We start from the raw sequence: 21,691 nt of genomic DNA, 5'->3' as shown, positions 1-21,691 counted from the left end.
GCACGGCGGGCAGGTCGATATTGTGGGCAGTGGTCATCGCGTCGATTCCTTTGCTCGAGTGACTTTGACGGGTCTCTCGAAGAATCACGCGATGACCTTCATTCATTCGGCTACGACACGCCGGCACCGCTAATCAGGTCCCGACTCGTACACCACCTTGGTGGACGCAACCCCATGAGCGAGGACGGCAGCACATAGGTGAGCGCGCTGTGGTTGCCGGCTTCATCGGTCAGCAGCAGCTCGACCGGCGCGAACAGCCCCGCGGACGCATCGTGGCGCAGCATCGTGATCGCGATCAACGGGTTGCCGATCACCACGCGGAGCACTTTCCTGTCGATGCCGGCCTTGGCGAGCCACCCACCGTGATCCCATCGTGCGAACAGCATGAAACCGGTGGCACCCTCGTGAGATTCGACTTCCCGTGCGAAGTCGTCCCAGCGCAGGTTCCGGCGGGCGATCTCCTCCATCGGCACGGGTTCATCACCGACCTCGGCGAGCACGGCCGCGACGAGTTCGTCGAAACTCCTTACGCTGTCGTAGCGCAGGCGAACCCCGTCGAATCGGGTCGCACGCGGCCGGATGGCGGCGCTGAGCACCGGCTCAGGTTGGCCGGCAGAGGCTTTCCCATCGGTCATGACGTCCGCCTTTCACCTGTTGCCAGATGCAAGCCGAGACAGGCCTCGAATATTCCTGAGTAGCGTCCAGTGAACTCAGGCTACGGCCGCCGTGGACCAGATCGAACTCTGTGGAGCTAAGGGGAATCGAACCCCTGACCAGACCAGGCAAAACAGGGTCTGACCTGCGGTGATTGTTCATCTACGTCATCCTATGTTGTTCCGCTGTCCTGCGGATATGCGTTGGCGTGTTCCGTGACGGAACACCCCTTGGAAGGGTTTCGCGGGGGCGTCCGGCCCCCGGGAGTAGGGAAGGAAATCAAGAAAAATAGAGTCGCTGCTTCCGGTGTTCATCGGTTGGTTGGCGCGTGTGGGTACCTGCGTCCTCTACGCCACCCTCCGCGAGTACAGGAACATCAAAAGTCAATGAGAAACGCCGCGCAATGTGGGACGCGGGAATCTCACCCATGCACCCCAACGATCTGTCGGCCAGCAAGACGCGCTAGAGCCGTGCGGTTTTTGCGTGGCTTTTGGTGGTCGGGTTTGTGGGTGCCTACTTTTGGCAGCTCGCCGGCATCGCGGCCTGCGTGGCTGTGGTGTGGGGTGTGGTGCGGTTGTGCGAGTACACCCGACGCCTCGACGCAGAGGATCTCGCCCGGGTGCGGGCGTTGATCAAACGGGCCGATACCCAGCATCGGCAAGTCCTGTCCGGGGATCAGCGCGGGGTGTACGGCATCTACCCACCCGCCACCACCTGACGTAAACGCTTATCTGCGCGGGTTCCGATTCGTTCCCCGCGCAACTATGGTCAGGTCACAGGCAACGCACAGAATTGAGAACATCGAGGGGAAGTTCTTCGTGTCTGACCGCACCATTATTTTCGTGTTAGGTATGCCCCGCTCCGGGACCGCTGCACTCACCCGAGCACTTAGCCTGTCCGGGGCCGCGCTGCCAAAAGGGATGCTCGGGGCCAGTAAAAACAATCCTCGCGGGTTCTGGGAGCCGCGGGCGGCGATCCTGCTGAACATGAAAATCCTGCGGCGATGTCACAGCGCGTGGTTCAACCCGATCCCCCCCGAAGGCGGCTACACCACCGACCGGTTTCTACCCGAAGTGCAGGACTATCTAGCCACGCTGCCGGCCGAGCCGGTGATCGTGATCAAAGACCCCCAAATCACCCTGCTCGCTGATCTGTGGTTCCAAGCCGCACGACAAATGGGGTACCGGGTCGGGGCGGTGATCGCGACTCGGCACCCACGCCGAACCGCCCACTCCCTGCAACGGTACTTCCTCAACGCCTCACCACCATTCTCCGAAGCGTTGTGGCTGAAATACTATCTGGCCGCCGAACGGTCAACCCGCGACGTTGACCGGGTGTTCGTGGACTTCTTCAACGTGACAGCCGATTGGCGGCGCGAACTCAAACGTATCGCCGCAGCGTTGAATGTGGACTTCACCTGGGATGAGGGCGCGGTGGATGCGTTTCTCAACCCGGAGTTGAATCATCACCGGCACCGCGAGCAGCGCATCGATGACCCGGCGGTCGCACAGGTGTGGCGGGCGTTGAGTGCTGCGGCCAGCGACGAATCATGGAACGGCATCGACAACATCGACTGCCATCCGAGCAGAGAGGTGTTGGACGAGTATCGGCGCATCGACCGGATTTATCGGCGCATCCCGTTGTGGTTGAGCAAAGCCGGCATCGAAAGTAAAGCAGCATTGCACCTACGCCGAGGCACGTGGGCATAATCTTTGGTTGGTATCGGCCCTCGTCGGGCTGGGGGGAAGGGGCCTCGGCGAGGGCCGATCCCATTTTTGTCACTCCGGGTGGGGGAAACATTTAGGGTGATTTCTTCAACCCCGCTTCTTTGGCGGCTTCGCGAGCTGGCTTCCAGGCGAGGTTGTAGAACTCCTGCGCCCGCAGCGGGTTACCCACACTGTTGGTGAACACCCAATCCCCCGACAAGTCCAGTCCGACGAGCGCGGCCTCGGGCACCGACACCGTCCGCTTACCCTTTCGGGTCTTCGGCGGGCCGAGCTTCAACGTCTCCCGCGACCCGGAGTACTTCCACGCCTAATTCACAGTGACAGTCTTCTTCACCAGGTCCACATCGTCGGGTGTGAGTGCGGTCGCTTCCGAATACCTCAGCCCGGTCATGACGAGGAACGTGGCGAACGGCCGGTACTTCTCGGGGAGCTTGGATCGGATCAGCTCGAACTCGGCGGCGGTGAGGAACACCTTCTCCCGCGGGCGGGTTTCCGGGAGGCGGCGATCCTCGCACGGGTTCGCCCCAATCAGCCCATCCTTCACGGCTTGCTTGAACGCCGCCGACAGGAACGCGTGCTTGTTCTGGATCGTCTTCCTCGACACCTTATTGTCTGCCATCTCGCTGACCCATCGTCCGATCGTGTACGGGGTGACTGCCGTCAACGGCAGCGACCCGAGGGTTGGGGTGATATCGCGGTTCAGATAGGAGCGGTAGCGAGCAACTGTCGCGGCTGCACACCCGTCAAGGAGTCGATGTATTTGTCGACGAACTCGCGACAGTCGCGGTGCGGTGTTCTCGTCCTTCGACCTCGAGGATTCGCATCGCCTCGTCTGGGCCGTGCTGCTCGATGTTGTCTTTGAACCGTTTGGCGCCGGCTTCGTCATCAAAGGACAGGGACGACTGCTTGCCGTCGTGGCGCCACTTGACCCGCCATGTTCTGTCCCAGGCGTTGTCTTGGACGTGGATGCTAGCCACCGGTCACCCCCATAATGGGGCCCGATCTTAGGCTGTGTTCCGTAATCTGTTCCGTTGCCTTCGGGAAAGTTAGCGTTTATGCTGGTCAGATGCGTGGAGCTAAGGGGAATCGAACCCCTGACCTACTCGATGCGAACGAGTCGCGCTACCAACTGCGCCATAGCCCCTGATACCGGTAGCAGGCTACCAGCCCCCGGACGGCCGCCGAAAATCGACGGCGCTCCTCGGTCTACTGGCCCGCAGCCCGCGGCAGGTCGAAGTGGCGCGCGAAGGGCGCATAGTCGAGGTGCTCGAAGATCGGGTCCTCGTCGTCGATCTCCAGCACGACCGAACCCGGGCGCCGCAACCGAGCGGGCACCACGTCGAACTCGCGGTCGTCGGTGTTCTCCACGCCCAGCCGCGAACGGGCGATGCGCTGCGCACGCCTGCGGCGCAGCCGCTCCTCGATCCGGGTCTGGCGCCGCAGATAACCGAGGTAGAGCACGGTGAAGCCGCTCACCGCGCCACACAGCCACCACAGCGTCGGGCTCAGCGTGAACGCCGCAGCCGCCAACGCCACCAGCAGCACGCCCAGCGCTGTCAGCATCCGCTTGCGGAACTTGTACTTGCGTTCACTCACCGCGGCCGCGGTCTTCGACTCGTGCCGACGCCGGCGCGCTTCGGACAGCGAGTCGGCCATCCGCAAGTCGGCCTCCGACGGTGCCTCGAGGCCGGACGAATCGTCGACGGTCTCGTACTCGTCGTCTTCGGGTTCGACGGCCTGCTCCTCGGCGACGACTTCATCGTCGGCCTGGTCGTCGCTTTCGTCCGCTGCCTCGTCGAACTGCAGTGTGAGCTCTTCGTTTTCGGCTTCCTGCCGATCCGATTCACCCACGGGAAGTGCGCCCGAATTCTCGTCGATGACGTCCACGTCGAGGTAGTCGGGCTCCACCTTCTCCTGGACGCCGACCGCGGCGGCGCGCACGACCGCCCGGCCAACGACGGGCTCCGATTCCGATTGGATCTCGTCGTCGAGGTCGTCTTCCGAGGGCCGCCAGTCCGGATCGCTGGCGTGGCCGGCGGCTGGGCCGCGCCGTTTCAACAGTCGAGAGTTGCGCCCGCTGTTGAGCACGCGCGTCGCCAGCGCGACGTCACTCGTCCGGCGCACGGTGTCGCGCTTGCTGATCAGCATCGGCACGAGCACGAAGAGCCAGAGAACGACGAGAGATATCCACAGAAGGGACTGGGGGATGCTTGGCATGTCGCCTGCTCCTTTCCCCTAAAGGCTAGGTCTGTGACCTGCGCATCCGTGGGCGGCGCGCCGAGACAATTACACACCTGTAATTCGCTGGAGACAAGCACCAACAGTCACAAATGTCACTTTCGTAACAGCGGGCGTGTCCGGGGTACCGCGAGATCACCACCAGGGTCGCGATTTTGCTGACCGCACAGCCCAGCGGTAGATCTCGCGAAGGTCCGCCGCGCTACGCCCACTCGGCGCGCCTCTGGCGCACCAACGCCGAGGCCGCCGATCCGGTGAGTTCGTCGATCGTGATAGCCACCAGGAGGTGATCGCGCCAGGCGCCGTCGACGTCGAGATACCGGCGTAGCAGCCCTTCCTCGCGAAAGCCGACCTTCGCCAAAACCGCACGGCTGGCGGCGTTTTCCGGACGCACGGTCGCTTCGACCCGGTGCAACCCGACCGGGCCGAAGCAGTGGTCGACACCCAACGCCAAGGCGGCCGTCGCGACGCCGCCGCCGTTCACCGATTTGGCCACCCAGTAGCCGATCCACGCCGATCGCAGCGCCCCGTGCGTCACGTTGCCGATCGTCAGTTGCCCGCAGAACTGATCGTCCAACTCGATCACGAAGGGCACCATCCGCCCCTTACGGGCTTCGGACCGCAGCCCCGAACACACCGAGGGCCACGACGTGATGGCGTGGCGCGTCTCCCAATCCGCACCGGCGGCGGGTTCCCACGGCTCCAGGTGGGCCCGGTCGGCCAGCCGGGAACGGCTCCACTGCGCGCCGTCTCTGAACCGGATGGGACGCAGACGCACGACGCCGGCGGCGACCCGCAGCGGTCCGGCGGACATCGGCCAACCCGGGTGTATCGAACTGGACCGCCACAGGTTCACGTCGACACCGCGCGGATCAGCCGCGCTGTGCCAGGAATGCGACGTCGACGATCTCGCCGGTGCGGACCTGTTCGGCCTCGGAGGGCACGACCACCAGACAGTTCGCTTCGGCCAGCGTGGCCAGCAGATGCGATGCACCGGGCGCTCCGCCGAGCGCCTGAACGAGGTACTCGCCGGTGTCCTGATCGCGCATGAGTTGACCGCGCAGATATCCCGTCCGTCCCGCAACCGACTCGATCGGCGACAGTGCGCGCGCCTGCACGATCCGCCGGTGCGCCTGGCGCTTACCGAGTGACAGCCGGATCAGTGGCCGCACCATGACCTCGAACACCACCAACGCGCTGACGGGGTTGGCGGGCAACAGGAACACCGGCACACCGTCACGGCCGAGCTGACCGAATCCCTGCACCGACCCCGGGTGCATGGCGATGCGGGTCACCTCCATCTCCCCCATCTCGGAGAGCACCGAGCGAACGCCCTCGGCCGCCGCGCCGCCGACCGCACCGGCGATGACGACGACTTCGGCGCGATTGAGCTGACCCTCGACCACTTCGCGAAGCCGCTTCGGGTCGGTGTCGACGATGCCGACCCGGTTCACCTCGGCGCCCGCATCACGCCCCGCGGCGGCCAGCGCGTAGGAGTTCACGTCGTAGACCTGCCCGTTGCCGGGCGTGCGGGAGATGTCGACAAGCTCACCACCGACGCACAAGACCGACAGCCGAGGCCGCGGATGCACCAGGACCCGTTCCCTGCCGACCGCCGCCAGCAGTCCGACCTGTGCCGGACCGATGATCGTGCCCGCGCGGACCGCGACATCGCCGGGCTGGACGTCGTCGCCCGTGCGTCGTACGTACGCCCCCGACCGGACGCCGCGCAACACCTTCACCCGCGCATCGCCGCCGTCGGTCCAGCGCAGCGGGAGTACCGCGTCGGCAAGCGTCGGCATCGGAGCCCCGGTCTGCACGCGCGCGGCCTGCCGCGGCTGCAATCGGCTGGGGGTCCGGGCCCCGGCCTCGATCACCCCCATCACCGGCAGGCTCACCTCGCCGTCGGACGCCTCTTCTGTCTCGCCGTTGTCGCCGATGCCGAGCACGTCCACGCTGCGCACCGCGTATCCGTCGATCGCGGCCTGATCGAATCCGGGCAGCGGACGCTCGGTGACGACCTCCTCGGCGCACATCAACCCCTGCGCTTCGGCAATCGCCACCCGAACCGGGCGCGGCGCAACCGCCGCAGCCGCGACTCGTGCCTGCTGTTCCTCGACCGAACGCACTGCACCCCTATCTATGGCGTCGGGGCTCTCAGCAGTCGACCAGCCCCAATCGCTCCACCAACCACCGCCGGAGTTCCGGCCCGTAGTCATCGCGCTGCAACGCAAAGTCAACCGCAGCCTTGAGGTAGCCTCCGGGATTTCCGAGGTCGTGTCGAGAGCCGCGGTGCACGACGACGTGGACGGGATGCCCCTCGTTGATGAGCAACGCCACGGCGTCGGTCAACTGGATCTCGCCGCCGGCGCCGCGCGGAACCCGCTTCAACGCATCGAAGATCGCCCGGTCGAGGACGTACCGGCCTGCCGCGGCGTACGGCGACGGCGCGTCCTCGGCCTTCGGCTTCTCATACATCCCCTTCACGCGCATGACGTTCGGGTTGTTGGTATCGGAGACGGGTTCGACATCGAAGACGCCATAGGCGCTGATCTCCTCGCGTGGCACCTCGATCGCGCACAGCACCGAACCGCCGCGCTTGGCCCGCACCTTCGACATCGTCTCCAGCACGCCGGTCGGCAGCACGAGGTCGTCCGGCAGTAGTACCGCGATCGCATCCTCGTCTGCTCCAAGCTTCGGCTCCACGCAGCTGACCGCGTGGCCGAGGCCGAGCGGCTCGGCCTGCACCACCGACTCGACCTTGATGAGAGCCGGGGCGCGACGCACCTTTTCGAGCATCGTCTTCTTGCCGCGCTCCTCCAGCGTGCCCTCGAGCACGAGGTCCTCGACGAAGTGCGCGACTACTCCGTCCTTGCCCTCGGACGTGATGATGATCAGGCGTTCCGCGCCGGCCTCGGCCGCTTCGGCGGCGACGAGCTCGATGCCGGGTGTGTCGACGACCGGCAGCAGCTCTTTGGGGACCGTCTTGGTGGCCGGCAGGAAACGCGTGCCCAGGCCCGCTGCAGGTACCACCGCCGTGTGAGGGATAGAGACCAAAGGCCGTGTCATCGTTCACACACTAACGTCCAAGGGCAGGTTGAACATGGCGAGGTCGGGCGTGTTGAGGAGATGACGTGAGCGCGGCGAAGGCGGAGCTACGGGCGGCGATTCTGGCGGCCCGCCGGGCTGTTCCCGCACATGAGCACGACGCCGACGCGCACGCGTTGGTCGGCCATGCGACGACGTTCATCTCGGCCGGAGAAACCGTCTGCGCGTATGTGCCGGGCGGCTCCGAACCCGGCTCGCTCGCGCTGATCGACTCACTTCACCGTCGGGGTGTGCAAGTACTGCTTCCGGTGGCCAGGCACGACACCGCGGGTGTACCGCAACCGCTGCGGTGGGGCGGGTACGTGCCCGGGGAATTGGCGGAGGGCCGCTTCGGACTTCGTGAGCCCAAGGGGCCGTGGCTGGCGCCCGAGGGCGTCGCGCGCGCCACCACGCTCTTGATCCCCGCCCTGGCCGTCGATCGGAGCGGTGTGCGACTGGGACGTGGCGCCGGGTTCTACGACCGGTCGCTGCGGTGGGTGTCGCGGTCGGCGCGGCTCGTTGCGGTGGTTCGCGACGACGAACTCGTCGACCGGCTACCTGCTGAACCACACGACGTGTCGATGACCCATGCGCTGACGCCGCAACGGGGGTTGGTGGCCCTCGACCCGCCCGGACCGGGAATGACGAACGCCACGTAGCGGTTCTAGCACTTGAGCCGGTAGAGTGCTAACAGATCTGACCACCAGGGAGGGGTCTCGTGCCTACGTATTCCTATGCGTGCACCGAGTGCGGCGACAAGTTCGACGCGATCCAGGCGTTCAGCGACGCGTCGCTGACCACGTGCAAGAAGTGCAACGGCCGCCTGCGCAAGCTGTTCGGGAACGTGGGTGTGGTGTTCAAGGGCAGCGGCTTCTACCGCACCGACAGCCGCGAAGCCGGCAAGAGCTCGTCGAACGGCTCCAGCAACGGCTCGAGCGCCTCATCAGAGAAGTCGACCTCCTCCGAGAAGTCGAGCGGCAGCGGGTCGAGCGACTCCGGTTCGACCTCGTCTAGCTCGACCGCGGCGGCCGCGGCGTCGAGCTGACCTCCGCGGTTATCCACAGGCGGTCGACCAACTCGCCCATCACCCCAGTGCGCTGCCTAATTTGGCCGCATGGGGGACTCACTCAATCCGTTACCGTTTCACCGGCTCACCGCGATCTTGCGACCGGACTGGACACGCACCGTCCTGGCGCGTCGAATCGCCGCGGGCGGCCTGGTGGTTCTCGCCGCCGTCGCGGCGCTGCGTTCGGACCCTGATGACGAACGCGTCGATGCCATCGTCGCCGCGCGGGATCTGAGCCCGGGAAGCAAATTGGACGCCGACGACGTCCGTGTTGAAAAGCTCGATGCCGCAACGCTTCCCGACGGTATCCAATCGGACTTGGCCGCGGTTGTCGGCACCACGTTGACCGGTCCGGTCCGCCGCGGCGAAGCGCTCACCGATGTCCGCCTGTTGACGCCGAGGCTCGCCGAAGCGGCGGCGGGGCCGATGGCGCGCATCGTCCCCCTGTCGCTCGACGAGACCGCGGTGCTCGACCTGATCCGGCCCGGTGATGTGGTCGACGTGCTGGCGGCCAGCGGCGAATCCGACACTCCGCCGCGAGTCGTGGCGACGGACGCGATCGTCGTGCTGGTGTCCGAGAAGGCGTCGGGTACCGGCGCGAGCGCGGATCGCGTCGTTCTGGTGGCGCTGCCCGCACACGCCGCCAACGAGGTGGCGGCCGCAACGCTGGTGCAGACCGTGACGCTCACGCTGCACTGAAGCCTTCGGGTATTTCCGCTCCTCTTCGGCGGCAACGCAGCTAACGTGCGTAACTGTCGAGCGCACACCACGGCAGGGAGGATCCGAGACACATGTTGAAGGGCTTCAAAGAGTTTCTCGCCCGGGGCAACATCGTCGACCTATCGGTCGCGGTGGTCATCGGCACGGCGTTCACCGGGCTGGTCACCAAGTTCACCGACAGCATCATCCAGCCGCTGATCAACCGCGTCGGCGCGGGCGGCGAGGCCGACTACGGCATTCTGCGGATCGGCATCGGCGGAGGCGAGACGATCGACCTGAACGTCCTGTTGTCCGCGGCGATCAACTTCATTCTGGTGGCGGCGGTCGTGTACTTCCTCGTCGTCATGCCGTACAACCGGCTGCGCAAGAGGGGTGAGGTCGAGCAGGCCCAGGACACCGAGCTGTCGCTGCTCACCGAGATCCGCAACATCCTCGCCGAGACCAACGGATCGTCGGGCGCCCACAGCGCGGGCCCCGGCACCGGCCCGGACCCGGACACCGCGAAAACGACCAGCGCCGACAAATCCTGAGGAACGGAACAGCCCCCGGAGGTTTCCGGGGGCTGTTCTGCTGCTCGGGAGAGGCGTGTGTCAGTTCATGTTCCAGGGCTCGCCGTAGGTGGTGACGCTGTCACCGGCCGAGGAGATCAGCCGAGCGAACGGACGCAACAACACACCACCGGCCGCACCGGTCACCGTGCCGTGCGCATTCGACACCGCCACACCGCCGTTGGCGCCGGCCACGTCCACCGAGAACGTCGCGACCTCCTGGATACCCGGACCGTTACCGAGATCAGCGCTGATCGACACACCGGGGAACAGGTTCGGGGTGGTGATGAAGCCGGCCCCACCCAAGATCGCGCCGGTACCCGGGACCGGTGCCTGGTCGAACAGGATGTTCGGGGTCGTGTAGCTGAAGTTGATGCCCACACCCAGCGACCACGGGAAACCGATCTGATACCCCAACTCCAACGTGCCCTCGAACTCATCGGCACCCGGGCCGGCCACGATGTACTTCGCCCGACCACTGTGGAACCACTCACGAGTCAGCCGGTTGCGGTCAAGAGGAAACACACCATTGAGGAACGTGTCCCACTGCTGAATGGTCAACGTCCGATCCTTGCCGTCAACCAGACTCAGCTCGTTGTCCAAACCCGCGTGAGAAGTGCCCGTGCTCACGAACAACGACGCCACGGCTCCAGCTATCGCCAAAACCAGCGCCATCAGCACCCGACTGAATACCTTCATGTTCTCCCTAGCTAGTCGATGCGGGTCCCCGGTGGACCCGCAACTGGTGTCAGCCGTAGCTGGCGCTAGCGCCGCACGACGCATGAGTCGCATTTGAGCAAATGAGAGGCCTCACATACTGCTCTAATGTTTCGCTCATCCGTTGACAGGAGGAACATAACGGCGCTGACGGAAACCGGCAACGCGAACGCACGGGCGGCCCGCGGTGGAAGCCTTTTCCGGGCCGCCGGCCGAGTTTTCTTCATCGCGCGAATAATGCTTGATCCGAGCGGATTTCAGGGCTGTATCGCGAGTAACATGGGCTGCAAGCTCGCAGTTCTCGGCAGACCGGCCGAGGTGATCGTGGGCTGAGGCACATCCGAATGCGACGAGCGACGAGATCACAGTTTCGAGGTTGTTACACGCTGTGATCAAGATCACCAGCTAAGTGCTTCGTGCGTTTACGCAAACGAAATCCTGCCTTTCATTGCCAGCCAGATACAAGACAGCCCCCGGAGGTTTCCGGGGGCTGTTCTGCTGCTCGGGAGAGCGTGTGTCAGTTCATGTTCCAGGGCTCGCCGTAGGTGGTGACGCTGTCACCGGCCGAGGAGATCAGCCGAGCGAACGGACGCAACAACACACCACCGGCCGCACCGGTCACCGTGCCGTGCGCATTCGACACCGCCACACCGCCATTGGCGCCGGCCACGTCCACCGAGAACGTCGCGACCTCCTGGATACCCGGACCGTTACCGAGATCAGCGCTGATCGACACACCGGGGAACAGGTTCGGGGTGGTGATGAAGCCGGCCCCACCCAAGATCGCGCCGGTACCCGGGACCGGTGCCTGGTCGAACAGGATGTTCGGCGTCGTGTAGCTGAAGTTGATGCCCACACCCAGCGACCACGGAAAGCCGATCTGATAGCCCAGCTCCAACGTGCCCTCGAACTCATCGGCACCCGGGCCGGCCACGATGTACTTCGCCCGACCACTGTGGAACCACTCACGGGTCAGCCGGTTGCGGTCAAGAGGAAACACACCATTGAGGAACGTGTCCCACTGCTGAATGGTCAACGTCCGATCCTTGCCGTCAACCAGACTCAGCTCGTTGTCCAAACCCGCGTGAGAAGTGCCCGTGCTCACGAACAACGACGCCACGGCTCCAGCTATCGCCAAAACCAACGCCATCAGCACCCGACCGAATACCTTCATGTCCTCCCCACCTATGTCTGCGGTCAGCCCGCGGCTCACCGTGCTCTGCGCCTGGCCCCAAACGGCACACAAGGCTACGCCCTATGTGAGGCAGATGAGAGTTCTCAAATGCCGCTTTTATGTCCTGCTCCACATCGACACGAGGAACATAACGGTCGGGCATCACCCCGGCAACGGGAGATCGCTGAATAGAACAGAAGTGTTACCTAACTTGCCGATGGGACCTGCTGTAGGCCGCTTGGAGGTAAGCGATGGCGTTACCTGGATTTAACCTGGATCGCCGCACACGATCGTCTACTCACCACCGGCGCGGTCCGGTCGACGACAGGAGCTTGGCAACCGGCGCGGGGGGCAAGCGGTCAATTGTGATGCGGCGGACGGTTTTCCCGCATCCAACGATCGCGGTCGGCGTCATCGTCGGGGTCGGGGGCGTCGCGCTCGTCGGCCGGAATCTGCGGAAAAGCCTCGCCGAAGACGTCGTCGATCGAGTCCCGGCTGCGCTTCGGCCTGTCACTCATGATCCGACTCCATTGTGATTAAGATCACATTTTCGGCGTGTGGGCGCGTCTCCGGCGCGTCGGGTCAGATGTCGACCAGCTGACCGATGATCTGCACCGCGAGGGGGTTCAGGGTCGCCATACCGTCGCGCACCGCTGCACGCGAACCGGCGAGATTGACGACGAGCGTGCTCCCCGAAATGCCGGCCAGGCCACGGGAGACGCCGGCATCGATGATGCCGGCGGACAGCCCCGAGGCACGCAGCGCCTCGGAGATTCCGAGCAGTTCGCGGTCGAGGATGTCCCGCGTCGCCTCCGGCGTGACATCGCGGGGCGTGACGCCCGTGCCGCCGACGGACACCACGAGGTCCACACCACCGATCACCGCGGTGTTGAGGGCGTTGCGGATCTCGACCTCGTCGGACGACACGACCACAACCCCGTCGACGACGAAGCCCGCCTCACCGAGCAATTCGGTGACCAACGGACCACTGTGGTCCTCCTCGTCGCCATGTGCGGTGCGGTCATCGACCACAACGACCAGAGCCCGGCCCACCAACTCCCCTGGCTGTTCCATGACTGCAACCGTATATGCGGGCCCCGACGGCGGCGCGGCCACTCTCAGGGTGGTCACATCGGTCGGCGTGCTCACTGCTGTGCCTTACCCAGCGTGACCTGGACGGTCTTGGGCTTGCCCGACGGATCCAGATACGACAGCGTGACCTTCTCCCCCGGCGCCCTGGACCGAATGGCTGCGACCAGCGCGTCGGCGCTGCTGATCACGCGGTCGTCGACCTTCGTGACCACCACACCGCTCGGCAGACCCGCCGCGGCGGCGGCGCCACCGTCGGTGACCTCGACGATCCGGGCGCCGTCGATCGACGCATCGTTGCCGACCTGCACACCCAGCGAGGCGTGCGCCGCGGTTCCGTTCTTGATCAGCTCGTCGGCGATCCGCTTGGCCTGATCCACCGGAATGGCGAAGCCGAGGCCGATCGAACCGCTCTGCGCCTGAGGTCCGGCGTCGGCACCCAATGTGGCAATGGCGGAGTTGACGCCGATCAGCTCCCCGTTCATGTTCACCAGCGCGCCTCCGGAGTTGCCGGGGTTGATCGCGGCGTCGGTCTGAATCGCGTCGAGGACGGTGTTCTGATTCCGCGCGTCACCGCTCGCAGCGACGGGCCGGTTCAGCGCACTGATGATTCCTGTCGTCACAGTGCCCTCCAGCCCGAGCGGAGAGCCGACGGCGACGACGTCCTGGCCCACCTGCAGGTTGGCCGAGGAACCGATGGTGATGGGGGCGAGGTCGGACACGCCCTGCGCCTTCACGACGGCGATATCGCTGCTCGGATCGGTCCCGACGACGGTGAACGGGGCGGTGTGCCCGTTGGCGAACGTGACCTTGGTCTGCGCGCGGGCGGCGGGGGTGCCCGGGTCGGACGGGCCGTCCGAAGCGGCCGACACCACGTGGTTGTTGGTCAGGATCAACCCGTCGGAGGTCAGGATGACGCCCGAACCTTCCTCGGATGCGCGCCCCATGTCGGTCTCGAGCTTGACGACGCTGGGCACCACCTTGGCCGCGACCTGTTCGACGGAGCCCACCGGCAGGCTGGCGGCAGGCACGCTGGGCGCCGCGCCGTTGGCAGACGACGACGCCGACGGCGAATCCGGCTGCGCGAGCAGGACGACGCCGCCGCCGATGCCGGCCGAGACGACCGCCACGGCCAGGGCGCCGGCCGTCAACAACCCTGCGCGCGAACGCTTTTGCGGTGGTTGGCCCGGCAGCGGCTGGGGCGCCCCGCGGTAGGGGTCGTAGGGCGCGCGGAACTGCTGCTGCGTCTGATGTTGCTGGGTCGCATAACGCCAGTCGTACGGCTGCTGCTGCTGTTGGTACGGGCCGGGGCGCTGGGCGCCACCAGGGTAGCCGGACACCCCGTGGTCACTGCCGATCGGTCGGCGGCCGTACGGCGGCGGGGGCGGCGGCGAATACCTCGGGTGGTTCGTCATGTCGCTCGGGCTCTTCTTCCTGCTCTTCTTGGTTCTGTTGTTTGTTTTCCGACATCTGCACAACGTTGGACGCTTGCTCAACAGTGCCCCGTCGGGCTGAGAATCCACTTAGAGAACGTTCGGGACATACCCAAAGTTCGTTCCCCCGTTCCCGCCGATGTCAATCATCGTCGACGTTGACCGTGCGCGGGAGTTACTCGGCCGGGGCGTGTCGGGGCGCCACCCACTCGGGAGCGCGCTGAACCGGTGGCCGCCCCGGCAGCACGACGTGCATCGACGTGCCGGGAGGGTGTCCGCCGGGCACCGTGTCCTCGATCCGCAGAGAACCGCCGTGCTTGAGCACGACCTGCTTCACGATGGCCAATCCAAGCCCCGAACCGGACATCGACCGTGCGGTCGTCGACCGATAGAACCGCTCGAACACAAGCGGACGCTCCTGGGGCGGGATTCCCGGGCCGTAGTCGGAGACCACCAGCTCGGCATTCAACGCGTCGATCTGGGTCAGCCGCACGGTCACTAGTCCGCCGGGGGGACTCCACTTGGCGGCATTGTCGAGCAGGTTGAGCACGGCGCGACCCAAGCCGGCCTCGTCGCCGTAGACCAACCAGGGGGTGGTGGTCGCCTCGAACACAATGTCGTTGCGGCGGCGGCGAACCCGTTCCAGCGAACGGTCCACGATCTCGGCGACGTCAACCGACTCGTGCACGGTGACCCCGGCGTCGTCGCGGGTCAGGTCGACGAGATCTCCGACCAGCGTCGACAATTCCTCGATCTGCGCGATCACGTCGGCGCGCAGTTCGGCCATCTCCTCCTCCGGCAGTCGCGGCGCACCGGGCGCCATCGACGCCATCAGCAGTTCGACATTCGTGCGCAACGACGTCAGCGGTGTGCGCAGTTCATGGCCGGCATCGGTGACGAGTCGGGCCTGCCGTTCCCGAGACTCTGCCAATGCGCGCAGCATCATGTTGAAAGCTTCTGTGAGACGGGCGAGTTCGTCGCTGCCGTAGACCGGGATAGGCCGCAGATCGTCGGTGCGCGCGACACGCTCGGCGGCCTGAGTCAGCCGCGCCACCGGGCGTAGGCCCGCCCGCGCGACGGCTCCGCCCGCGATCGCGGCCACCGCCACACCGATTCCACCGACGATGATCAACACCGTGCTCAGTCGCCGGAGCAGCTGCGTGGTGGGCGCCATGCTCTTGGAGATCAGCAGGGAGCTGTCGTTGGACAGGTGCATCGCGAGCACCCGCTGATGATCGGCGGTGCGCAGCGACATGATCAGATCGCCTCGCAGCACAGCCTTTTCGGGATCGCCCAGCGGCAGGCTCTGCCCCTGCTGATTGGCCGTGAAGATCGCCCGGCCGGGGATCACGAGCATCGCGTTGACGTCGGAGTACGCGGTGCCCTCGATGGCCTTGCTCGGATCGGCTTGCAGAGAGCCGCTTTCCATGAGCAGCCGGGCGCGGTTGCGCAGCTGGTTGTCGACGTCGTCGTACAACGCCCGGGACACCACAGCCCACACCGCCACCGCCATCAGGACCACGACCATCGCCACCATGGACATCGCCAACAGCATCACGCGCCACCGCAGCGACACCGAACTGGTTCTCGACGGCGGGCGAGGCGATTCGGGCTGGGGCGCGGCCCCGTAACTCGGCGCAGACATCAGGGAGGCGTTTCGCGAAGCACATAACCCACCCCGCGCACGGTGTGGATCAGTCGCGGCTCTCCTTCGGCTTCGGTCTTGCGGCGCAGGTAACCGACGTACACCTCGAGGGCGTTGCCGGACGTCGGGAAGTCGAATCCCCACACCTCTTCGAGGATGCGGCTGCGCGTGAGCACCCGGCGCGGATTCGCGATGAGCATCTCGAGCAGTGCGAACTCGGTGCGGGTGAGGCTGATCGGGCGCTGGCCCCGGGTCACCTCGCGAGTGACCGGGTCCAGCGTCAGATCCGAGAAGGTCATCGCGGCCGACTCGGCACCGTTGTCGGGACCCGTACGGCGCAGCAGCGCCCGCATCCGGGCCAGCAGTTCTTCCAGCGCGAACGGCTTCGGCAGATAGTCGTCGGCGCCGGCATCGAGGCCCGCCACCCGCTCGGAGACCGAGTCACGCGCCGTCAGCACGAGGATCGGCAGGTCGTCGCCGGTGCTGCGGAGCTGACGGCACACCTCGAGACCGTCCAGTCGAGGCATCATCACATCCAGCACCAGGGCGTCGGGACGATCGCTGGCGATGCGATCCAATGCTTCGAGGCCGTCCCCGGCGAGTTCTACGGAGTAACCGTTGAAGGAAAGCGAACGGCGCAGCGACTCGCGCACCGCGCGATCGTCATCGACGACAAGTATGCGCACAGCCACAGTGTCAACCCCCTATCTGAGAGTGACCTGAGAGGCGCGCCGGTGCCGCTGGGGTCGGCGACATCCGGTCCGGCGTTAGCGGCGGTCCAGGTCGATCAGGCCGAGGCGAGCGGCCTTGAGCAGCCGGCGCGGCACCTTGTGCTGCTGACCGGCGACGTTGACGCCCACGAGTTCCGTGCGCTTGGCCTTCCACTGCGCGCGCCGGCTACGGGTGTTCGCGCGCGACATCCTGCGCTTGGGCACAGCCATGGTCGAGATCTCCTCTTGAGGGGGTAAGTCTGGCGCCGCGCGCACGGTAGGCGACGGCAAGTGTTCTTCAGGATAGCCAACGACCTGCGTAGCCTCCAAAACAACGGAATTCGATGGCCCGAACCTTGACGCGATACCGCCGGTCATCGTTAACCTACCGGTTGGTTGGCAGCGGCCGCGACGAAGGGAGCCCGCGTGACCTCTGCTCGTGGACCGGTCCGCATCGGCAACTGCTCGGGGTTCTACGGCGACCGGCTCGCGGCCATGCGCGAGATGCTGACCGGTGGCGATCTCGACTACCTGACCGGCGATTATCTGGCCGAGCTCACGATGTTGATTCTCGCGCGCGACCGCGCGAAATCGGCCGACCGCGGCTATGCCAAGACGTTCCTGAACCAGCTCGAGGAGTGCCTGGGCACCGCGCTCGACCGGGGTGTGCGCATCGTCACCAACGCCGGAGGCCTCAACCCCGCGGGGCTCGCCGGGGCGGTGCGTGCGCTCGCCGATCGGCTGGGGTTGACGGTCAACGTGGCGCACGTCGAGGGCGACGACCTGATCGGTCGTGCGGACGAGTTCGGCTTCGGGTCGGTTCTGGCCGCCAACGCCTACCTCGGCGCGTGGGGCATCGTCGACTGTCTCGAGGCGGGCGCCGATGTGGTGGTGACTGGACGCGTCACCGACGCATCCGTCACGGTCGGGCCGGCGGCCGCGCACCACGGCTGGAGCCGTTCGGACTACGACCCGCTCGCCGGTGCGATCGCGGCCGGGCACGTCATCGAGTGCGGCGCTCAGGCCACCGGCGGCAACTACGCGTTCTTCGCGCGGGACTTCCCCGACCTGAGCGCGTTGACCCACCCGGGCTTTCCACTCGCCGAGATCCACTCGGACGGATCGTCGGTCATCACCAAACACCCGGGCACCGGCGGCGCGGTCAGCGTCGACACCGTCACCGCGCAACTGCTGTACGAGATCGGCGGTGCGCGCTACGCCAACCCCGACGCGACGCTGCGCGTCGACAGCATCGAGTTGTCCGAGGACGGGCCGGACCGCGTGCAGATCTCCGGCGTGCGCGGGGAACCCCCGCCGCCCACCCTGAAGGTGTCGCTCAACGCCATCGGCGGCTTTCGCAACGAGATGACGCTTGTCCTCACCGGTCTCGACATCGAGGCCAAGGCCGAGTTGGTGCGGGGCCAGCTCGAGGCGGCACTGACGGTCAAGCCGGCCGAACTGGAGTGGACACTGGCGCGCACCGACCACGACGACGCCGACACGGAGGAGGCGGCCAGCGCGCTGCTGCGCTGCGTCGTACGCGATCCCGACCCAGACAATGTCGGTCGCCAATTCTCCTCGGCAGCGGTCGAACTCGCGCTGGCGAGCTATCCCGGCTTCCATGCCACCAGCCCGCCAGGTCAAGGTCAGGTCTACGGCGTGTTCAGGCCGGCGGTTGTCGCGGCCACGGAGGTGCCCCACGTCGCCGTGCACGCCGACGGTTCCCGTGTCGAGATACCGCCCGCGCAGGAAACCCTGGACCTTTCGCCGGTGGCGCCGTTCGCCCTACCCGAGCCGCTACCGTTCAGTGAAACCCGACGCGCGCCGCTCGGCGTCATCGCCGGCGCCCGAAGCGGCGACAAGGGTGGCAGCGCGAACGTCGGCGTGTGGGTGCGCACCGACCAGCAGTGGCGTTGGCTCTCGCACATGTTGACGATCGACAAGCTGCGCGAGCTTCTGCCCGAGACAAGGGATCTCGAGGTCGCCCGGTATCTGCTGCCCAACCTTCGAGCGGTCAACTTCGTCATCGAGGGCATCCTCGGTGAGGGCGTCGCCTACCAGGCTCGGTTCGATCCCCAGGCGAAGGGGCTCGGCGAGTGGTTGCGCAGCAGACATGTCGACATTCCCGAGGAGCTGATGTCGTGAGCATGTGGCACACCCCCGAACGCGATCAGCTCCGCAAGACGGTGCGGACATTCGCCGAACGCGAGGTGCTCCCGCACGTCGACGATTGGGAGCGCAACGGCGAGATACCGCGCGGGCTTCACCTGAAGGCGGGTGAGGCCGGCCTGTTGGGCGCCGGTTTTCCGGAGTCGGTCGGCGGTGGTGGCGGCGACGGTGCCGACGCCGTGGTGATCTGCGAGGAGATGCACTACGCCGGTTCTCCGGGCGGCGTGTTCGCCTCGCTGTTCACCTCGGGTATCGCGGTGCCGCACATGATCGCCTCCGGCGACGAGCGGCTGATCGACACCTATGTGCGGCCGACGCTGCGCGGGGAGAAGATCGGCAGCCTCGCGATCACCGAGCCCGGCGGCGGCTCCGACGTCGGGCACCTGACGACCAGAGCGGTGCGAGACGGTGCCGATTACATCGTCAACGGTGCCAAGACCTACATCACGTCGGGCGTGCGCGCCGACTACGTCGTGACCGCGGTGCGCACCGGCGGGCCTGGCGCGGCGGGGATCTCGTTGATCGTGGTCGACAAGGGCACCCCCGGATATGAAGTCACCCGCAAACTCGACAAGATGGGCTGGCGCTCATCGGACACCGCCGAACTGTCCTACACCGACGTCCGCGTGCCCGCGGCCAACCTGGTGGGCGCCGAGAACTCCGGTTTCCTGCAGATCGCGGCGGCGTTCGTCTCCGAACGGGTCGGGCTCGCCGCGCAGGCCTACGCCAGTGCGCAACGCTGCCTCGACCTCGCCGTCGAGTGGTGCCGTAACCGGGAAACCTTTGGCCGGCCGCTGATCTCACGACAGCAGGTCCAGAACACGCTCGCGGAAATGGCCCGGCGCATCGATGTCGCGAGGGTATACACACGCCACGTCGTCGAGCGACAGATCTCCGGTGAGAACGACCTGATCGCCGAGGTGTGTTTCGCCAAGAACACCGCTGTCGAGGCCGGCGAGTGGGTGGCCAACCAGGCCGTGCAATTGTTCGGCGGGATGGGTTACATGGCCGAGTCGGAGGTCGAACGTCAGTATCGCGATATGCGGATTCTCGGAATCGGCGGCGGCACAACCGAGATACTGACTTCGTTGGCCGCCAAGACGTTGGGATTTCAGTCGTGACCGCTCTGCGCTCCACACTCGACGCCGCATCTCCGGCCTTCGGCGAGGCGAAGGCGGCGATGGCTTCCAAGCTCGCCGAGCTCGAGACCGAACACGCCAAGGCACTGGCCGGCGGCGGCGAGAAGTACGTGCAACGGCACCATGACCGCGGCAAGCTGACCGCCCGCGAACGCATCGAGTTGCTCATCGATCCCGACTCACCGTTCCTGGAGTTGAGCCCGCTGGCCGCGTGGGGCAGCGACTTCACGGTGGGCGCCAGCCTGATCACCGGCATCGGCGCGGTCGAGGGCACCGAATGCCTGCTCGTGGCCAACGATCCCACCGTCAAGGGCGGCACCAGCAATCCATGGACGCTGAAGAAGATGCTGCGTGCCAACCAGATCGCGCTGGAGAACCGGCTTCCGCTGATCTCGCTGGTCGAGTCCGGCGGCGCCGACCTGCCGACGCAGAAGGAGATCTTCATCCCCGGCGGGCAGATGTTCCGCGACCTGACCAGGTTGTCGGCGGCGGGCATTCCGACGATCGCGCTGGTGTTCGGCAACTCGACCGCGGGTGGCGCCTACATCCCCGGCATGTCCGACCACGTCGTGATGATCAGGGAACGGTCCAAGGTGTTCCTGGCAGGGCCGCCATTGGTGAAGATGGCGACGGGCGAGGAAGCCGACGACGAGTCGCTCGGCGGTGCCGAGATGCACGCTCGCACATCGGGTCTGGCCGACTACTTCGCGCTCGACGAACCCGATGCGATCCGGATCGGCCGGCGCATCGTCACCCGGCTGAACTGGCGCAAGCAGGGTCCGACCCCCGCGCCCGTTGTTGAGCCGCTCTACGACGCCGAAGAGCTGGTCGGCATCGTGCCGGCGGATCTGCGCATCCCGTTCGATCCCCGCGATGTGATCGCCCGCGTCGTCGACGGCTCGGATTTCGACGAGTTCAAACCGATGTACGGCTCGTCGCTGGTGACGGGGTGGGCACGGCTGTACGGCTACCCGATCGGCATTCTGGCCAACGCCCGCGGCGTGTTGTTCAGCGAGGAGTCGCAGAAGGCCACCCAGTTCATCCAGCTCGCGAATCGCTCGAATACGCCACTGTTGTTCCTGCACAACACGACCGGGTACATGGTCGGGCGCAAGTACGAGGAAGGCGGCATGATCAAGCACGGCTCGATGATGATCAACGCCGTATCGAACTCGACCGTGCCCCACATCTCGCTGCTGATCGGCGCCTCGTACGGCGCGGGCCACTACGGCATGTGCGGGCGCGCCTACGATCCGCGCTTCCTGTTCGCCTGGCCGAGCGCCAAATCGGCGGTGATGGGCGGGACTCAGCTGGCGGGCGTCCTGTCGATCGTCAGCCGCGCCGCCGCCGAGGCGCGGGGCCAGGCCGTCGACGAGGACGCCGACGCCGCCCTGCGGGCCGCGGTCGAAGCGCAGATCGACGCCGAGTCGCTTCCGATGTTTCTGTCCGGCCGGCTCTACGACGACGGCGTGATCGATCCGCGCGACACCCGCACGGTCCTCGGAATCTGTCTGTCCGCCATCGCCAATGGCCCGATCGAGGGGACGTCGAACTTCGGCGTCTTCCGGATGTGAG

25 protein-coding genes and 1 tRNA gene are annotated in these 21,691 nt (G+C 66.1%); 9 read left to right on the top strand and 17 right to left on the bottom strand.

Annotated elements, in window-relative coordinates:
• Positions 1 to 110 precede the first annotated feature (110 nt).
• Positions 111 to 635 carry a DUF302 domain-containing protein gene (locus A5698_RS14605; RefSeq protein WP_084792450.1) on the bottom strand — a complete coding sequence of 175 codons (525 nt, stop codon included), beginning with the start codon at positions 633 to 635 and terminating at the stop codon, positions 111 to 113.
• A 524-nt stretch (positions 636 to 1,159) separates the two neighbouring features.
• On the opposite strand from A5698_RS14605, the gene A5698_RS14600 reads away from it, so the two are divergent.
• Complete coding sequence (locus A5698_RS14600) at positions 1,160 to 1,372, top strand: hypothetical protein (protein WP_156670763.1); 213 nt, start codon at positions 1,160 to 1,162, stop codon at positions 1,370 to 1,372.
• Between the two features lie 100 nt (positions 1,373 to 1,472).
• Positions 1,473 to 2,363 (top strand): sulfotransferase family protein, encoded by an 891-nt coding sequence (locus tag A5698_RS14595; RefSeq protein WP_231967407.1) that lies wholly within the window; start codon positions 1,473 to 1,475, stop codon positions 2,361 to 2,363.
• Positions 2,364 to 2,454: 91 nt separating this feature from the next.
• Here the strand turns inward: A5698_RS14595 and A5698_RS28635 are convergent, their stop codons facing one another.
• The 8 genes from A5698_RS28635 to A5698_RS14565 form a co-directional block, all read right to left on the bottom strand.
• Positions 2,455 to 2,658, bottom strand: coding sequence for a hypothetical protein (locus A5698_RS28635; RefSeq protein WP_156670762.1), 204 nt, complete (start codon positions 2,656 to 2,658; stop codon positions 2,455 to 2,457).
• Between the two features lie 30 nt (positions 2,659 to 2,688).
• Entirely contained in the window at positions 2,689 to 3,000 is a 312-nt protein-coding gene (locus A5698_RS14590; protein ID WP_156670761.1) for a tyrosine-type recombinase/integrase, read from the bottom strand.
• Between the two features lie 124 nt (positions 3,001 to 3,124).
• Positions 3,125 to 3,358, bottom strand: coding sequence for a hypothetical protein (locus A5698_RS28630; protein WP_156670760.1), 234 nt, complete (start codon positions 3,356 to 3,358; stop codon positions 3,125 to 3,127).
• Positions 3,359 to 3,452: 94 nt separating this feature from the next.
• Positions 3,453 to 3,525 (bottom strand) — tRNA-Ala (locus A5698_RS14585).
• Positions 3,526 to 3,587: 62 nt separating this feature from the next.
• Positions 3,588 to 4,598 carry a divisome protein SepX/GlpR gene (sepX, locus tag A5698_RS14580; protein ID WP_068298061.1) on the bottom strand — a complete coding sequence of 337 codons (1,011 nt, stop codon included), beginning with the start codon at positions 4,596 to 4,598 and terminating at the stop codon, positions 3,588 to 3,590.
• A gap of 223 nt (positions 4,599 to 4,821) precedes the next feature.
• Positions 4,822 to 5,475 carry a GNAT family N-acetyltransferase gene (locus A5698_RS14575; protein ID WP_084792449.1) on the bottom strand — a complete coding sequence of 218 codons (654 nt, stop codon included), beginning with the start codon at positions 5,473 to 5,475 and terminating at the stop codon, positions 4,822 to 4,824.
• 16 nt (positions 5,476 to 5,491) lie between these two features.
• The gene (glp, locus tag A5698_RS14570; RefSeq protein ID WP_068298055.1) at positions 5,492 to 6,748 is read right to left on the bottom strand and encodes a molybdotransferase-like divisome protein Glp; all 1,257 of its coding nucleotides are present in this window, start codon (positions 6,746 to 6,748) and stop codon (positions 5,492 to 5,494) included.
• A gap of 28 nt (positions 6,749 to 6,776) precedes the next feature.
• Positions 6,777 to 7,688: a UTP--glucose-1-phosphate uridylyltransferase gene (locus A5698_RS14565; RefSeq protein WP_067087149.1), complete on the bottom strand. Its 912-nt coding sequence runs from the start codon at positions 7,686 to 7,688 to the stop codon at positions 6,777 to 6,779.
• Between the two features lie 65 nt (positions 7,689 to 7,753).
• Between A5698_RS14565 and A5698_RS14560 the strand changes: the two genes are divergently transcribed.
• The 4 genes from A5698_RS14560 to mscL all read left to right on the top strand — a co-directional run bounded on the left by A5698_RS14560 (position 7,754) and on the right by mscL (position 10,022).
• A complete protein-coding gene (locus A5698_RS14560; protein WP_068298052.1) occupies positions 7,754 to 8,365 on the top strand; it encodes a 5-formyltetrahydrofolate cyclo-ligase in 612 nt (203 codons plus the stop codon).
• 59 nt (positions 8,366 to 8,424) lie between these two features.
• Positions 8,425 to 8,751: an FmdB family zinc ribbon protein gene (locus A5698_RS28000; RefSeq protein ID WP_084792448.1), complete on the top strand. Its 327-nt coding sequence runs from the start codon at positions 8,425 to 8,427 to the stop codon at positions 8,749 to 8,751.
• A 69-nt stretch (positions 8,752 to 8,820) separates the two neighbouring features.
• Complete coding sequence (locus tag A5698_RS14550; protein ID WP_068298046.1) at positions 8,821 to 9,471, top strand: SAF domain-containing protein; 651 nt, start codon at positions 8,821 to 8,823, stop codon at positions 9,469 to 9,471.
• Positions 9,472 to 9,563: 92 nt separating this feature from the next.
• A complete protein-coding gene (gene mscL / locus A5698_RS14545; protein WP_067087138.1) occupies positions 9,564 to 10,022 on the top strand; it encodes a large-conductance mechanosensitive channel protein MscL in 459 nt (152 codons plus the stop codon).
• A 60-nt stretch (positions 10,023 to 10,082) separates the two neighbouring features.
• On the opposite strand, the gene mspA (A5698_RS14540) is transcribed toward mscL, so the two are convergent.
• The 8 genes from mspA (A5698_RS14540) to rpmF form a co-directional block, all read right to left on the bottom strand.
• Complete coding sequence (gene mspA / locus A5698_RS14540) at positions 10,083 to 10,739, bottom strand: porin MspA (RefSeq protein WP_068298042.1); 657 nt, start codon at positions 10,737 to 10,739, stop codon at positions 10,083 to 10,085.
• A gap of 535 nt (positions 10,740 to 11,274) precedes the next feature.
• The gene (gene mspA / locus A5698_RS14535) at positions 11,275 to 11,931 is read right to left on the bottom strand and encodes a porin MspA (RefSeq protein WP_068298037.1); all 657 of its coding nucleotides are present in this window, start codon (positions 11,929 to 11,931) and stop codon (positions 11,275 to 11,277) included.
• Positions 11,932 to 12,290: 359 nt separating this feature from the next.
• Positions 12,291 to 12,449: a hypothetical protein gene (locus tag A5698_RS29015; RefSeq protein WP_197506773.1), complete on the bottom strand. Its 159-nt coding sequence runs from the start codon at positions 12,447 to 12,449 to the stop codon at positions 12,291 to 12,293.
• A 64-nt stretch (positions 12,450 to 12,513) separates the two neighbouring features.
• Positions 12,514 to 13,053, bottom strand: a complete 540-nt coding sequence (locus A5698_RS14530) for a MogA/MoaB family molybdenum cofactor biosynthesis protein (protein WP_197506777.1) — start codon at positions 13,051 to 13,053, stop codon at positions 12,514 to 12,516.
• Between the two features lie 23 nt (positions 13,054 to 13,076).
• Positions 13,077 to 14,435 carry a S1C family serine protease gene (locus A5698_RS14525; RefSeq protein WP_068298034.1) on the bottom strand — a complete coding sequence of 453 codons (1,359 nt, stop codon included), beginning with the start codon at positions 14,433 to 14,435 and terminating at the stop codon, positions 13,077 to 13,079.
• Positions 14,436 to 14,628: 193 nt separating this feature from the next.
• Entirely contained in the window at positions 14,629 to 16,098 is a 1,470-nt protein-coding gene (locus A5698_RS14520) for a HAMP domain-containing sensor histidine kinase (protein ID WP_068298030.1), read from the bottom strand.
• Positions 16,098 to 16,784 carry a response regulator transcription factor gene (locus A5698_RS14515; protein WP_068298027.1) on the bottom strand — a complete coding sequence of 229 codons (687 nt, stop codon included), beginning with the start codon at positions 16,782 to 16,784 and terminating at the stop codon, positions 16,098 to 16,100. Before A5698_RS14515 ends, A5698_RS14520 begins: the two co-directional genes overlap by 1 nt.
• Positions 16,785 to 16,865: 81 nt before the next feature.
• Positions 16,866 to 17,039 carry a 50S ribosomal protein L32 gene (gene rpmF / locus A5698_RS14510; protein ID WP_064350598.1) on the bottom strand — a complete coding sequence of 58 codons (174 nt, stop codon included), beginning with the start codon at positions 17,037 to 17,039 and terminating at the stop codon, positions 16,866 to 16,868.
• A 195-nt stretch (positions 17,040 to 17,234) separates the two neighbouring features.
• Between rpmF and A5698_RS14505 the strand changes: the two genes are divergently transcribed.
• The 3 genes from A5698_RS14505 to A5698_RS14495 are packed head-to-tail and all read left to right on the top strand — an operon-like array spanning position 17,235 to position 21,690.
• Positions 17,235 to 18,953 (top strand): acyclic terpene utilization AtuA family protein, encoded by a 1,719-nt coding sequence (locus A5698_RS14505; protein WP_068298024.1) that lies wholly within the window; start codon positions 17,235 to 17,237, stop codon positions 18,951 to 18,953.
• Entirely contained in the window at positions 18,950 to 20,098 is a 1,149-nt protein-coding gene (locus tag A5698_RS14500) for an acyl-CoA dehydrogenase family protein (protein WP_068298020.1), read from the top strand. Before A5698_RS14505 ends, A5698_RS14500 begins: the two co-directional genes overlap by 4 nt.
• A complete protein-coding gene (locus A5698_RS14495) occupies positions 20,095 to 21,690 on the top strand; it encodes an acyl-CoA carboxylase subunit beta (protein ID WP_068298018.1) in 1,596 nt (531 codons plus the stop codon). Before A5698_RS14500 ends, A5698_RS14495 begins: the two co-directional genes overlap by 4 nt.
• The last annotated feature ends 1 nt before the right edge of the window (position 21,691 follow it).

It is taken from the genome of Mycobacterium sp. E136 (assembly GCF_001666865.1).
Lineage (GTDB): Bacteria > Actinomycetota > Actinomycetes > Mycobacteriales > Mycobacteriaceae > Mycobacterium.
This window is presented reverse-complemented; position numbering and strand designations above follow the sequence as displayed.

Bases quoted from the DNA above. Each gene is read 5' to 3' on its own strand.
- A5698_RS14605 (WP_084792450.1), bottom strand. From the start codon at position 635: ATGACCGATGGGAAAGCCTCTGCCGGCCAACCTGAGCCGGTGCTCAGC.
- A5698_RS14590 (WP_156670761.1), bottom strand. From the start codon at position 3,000: ATGGCAGACAATAAGGTGTCGAGGAAGACGATCCAGAACAAGCACGCG.
- sepX (WP_068298061.1), bottom strand. From the start codon at position 4,598: ATGCCAAGCATCCCCCAGTCCCTTCTGTGGATATCTCTCGTCGTTCTC.
- A5698_RS14565 (WP_067087149.1), bottom strand. From the start codon at position 7,688: ATGACACGGCCTTTGGTCTCTATCCCTCACACGGCGGTGGTACCTGCA.
- A5698_RS14550 (WP_068298046.1), top strand. From the start codon at position 8,821: ATGGGGGACTCACTCAATCCGTTACCGTTTCACCGGCTCACCGCGATC.
- mscL (WP_067087138.1), top strand. From the start codon at position 9,564: ATGTTGAAGGGCTTCAAAGAGTTTCTCGCCCGGGGCAACATCGTCGAC.
- mspA (WP_068298042.1), bottom strand. From the start codon at position 10,739: ATGAAGGTATTCAGTCGGGTGCTGATGGCGCTGGTTTTGGCGATAGCT.
- mspA (WP_068298037.1), bottom strand. From the start codon at position 11,931: ATGAAGGTATTCGGTCGGGTGCTGATGGCGTTGGTTTTGGCGATAGCT.
- A5698_RS29015 (WP_197506773.1), bottom strand. From the start codon at position 12,449: ATGAGTGACAGGCCGAAGCGCAGCCGGGACTCGATCGACGACGTCTTC.
- A5698_RS14525 (WP_068298034.1), bottom strand. From the start codon at position 14,435: ATGACGAACCACCCGAGGTATTCGCCGCCGCCCCCGCCGCCGTACGGC.
- A5698_RS14520 (WP_068298030.1), bottom strand. From the start codon at position 16,098: ATGTCTGCGCCGAGTTACGGGGCCGCGCCCCAGCCCGAATCGCCTCGC.
- rpmF (WP_064350598.1), bottom strand. From the start codon at position 17,039: ATGGCTGTGCCCAAGCGCAGGATGTCGCGCGCGAACACCCGTAGCCGG.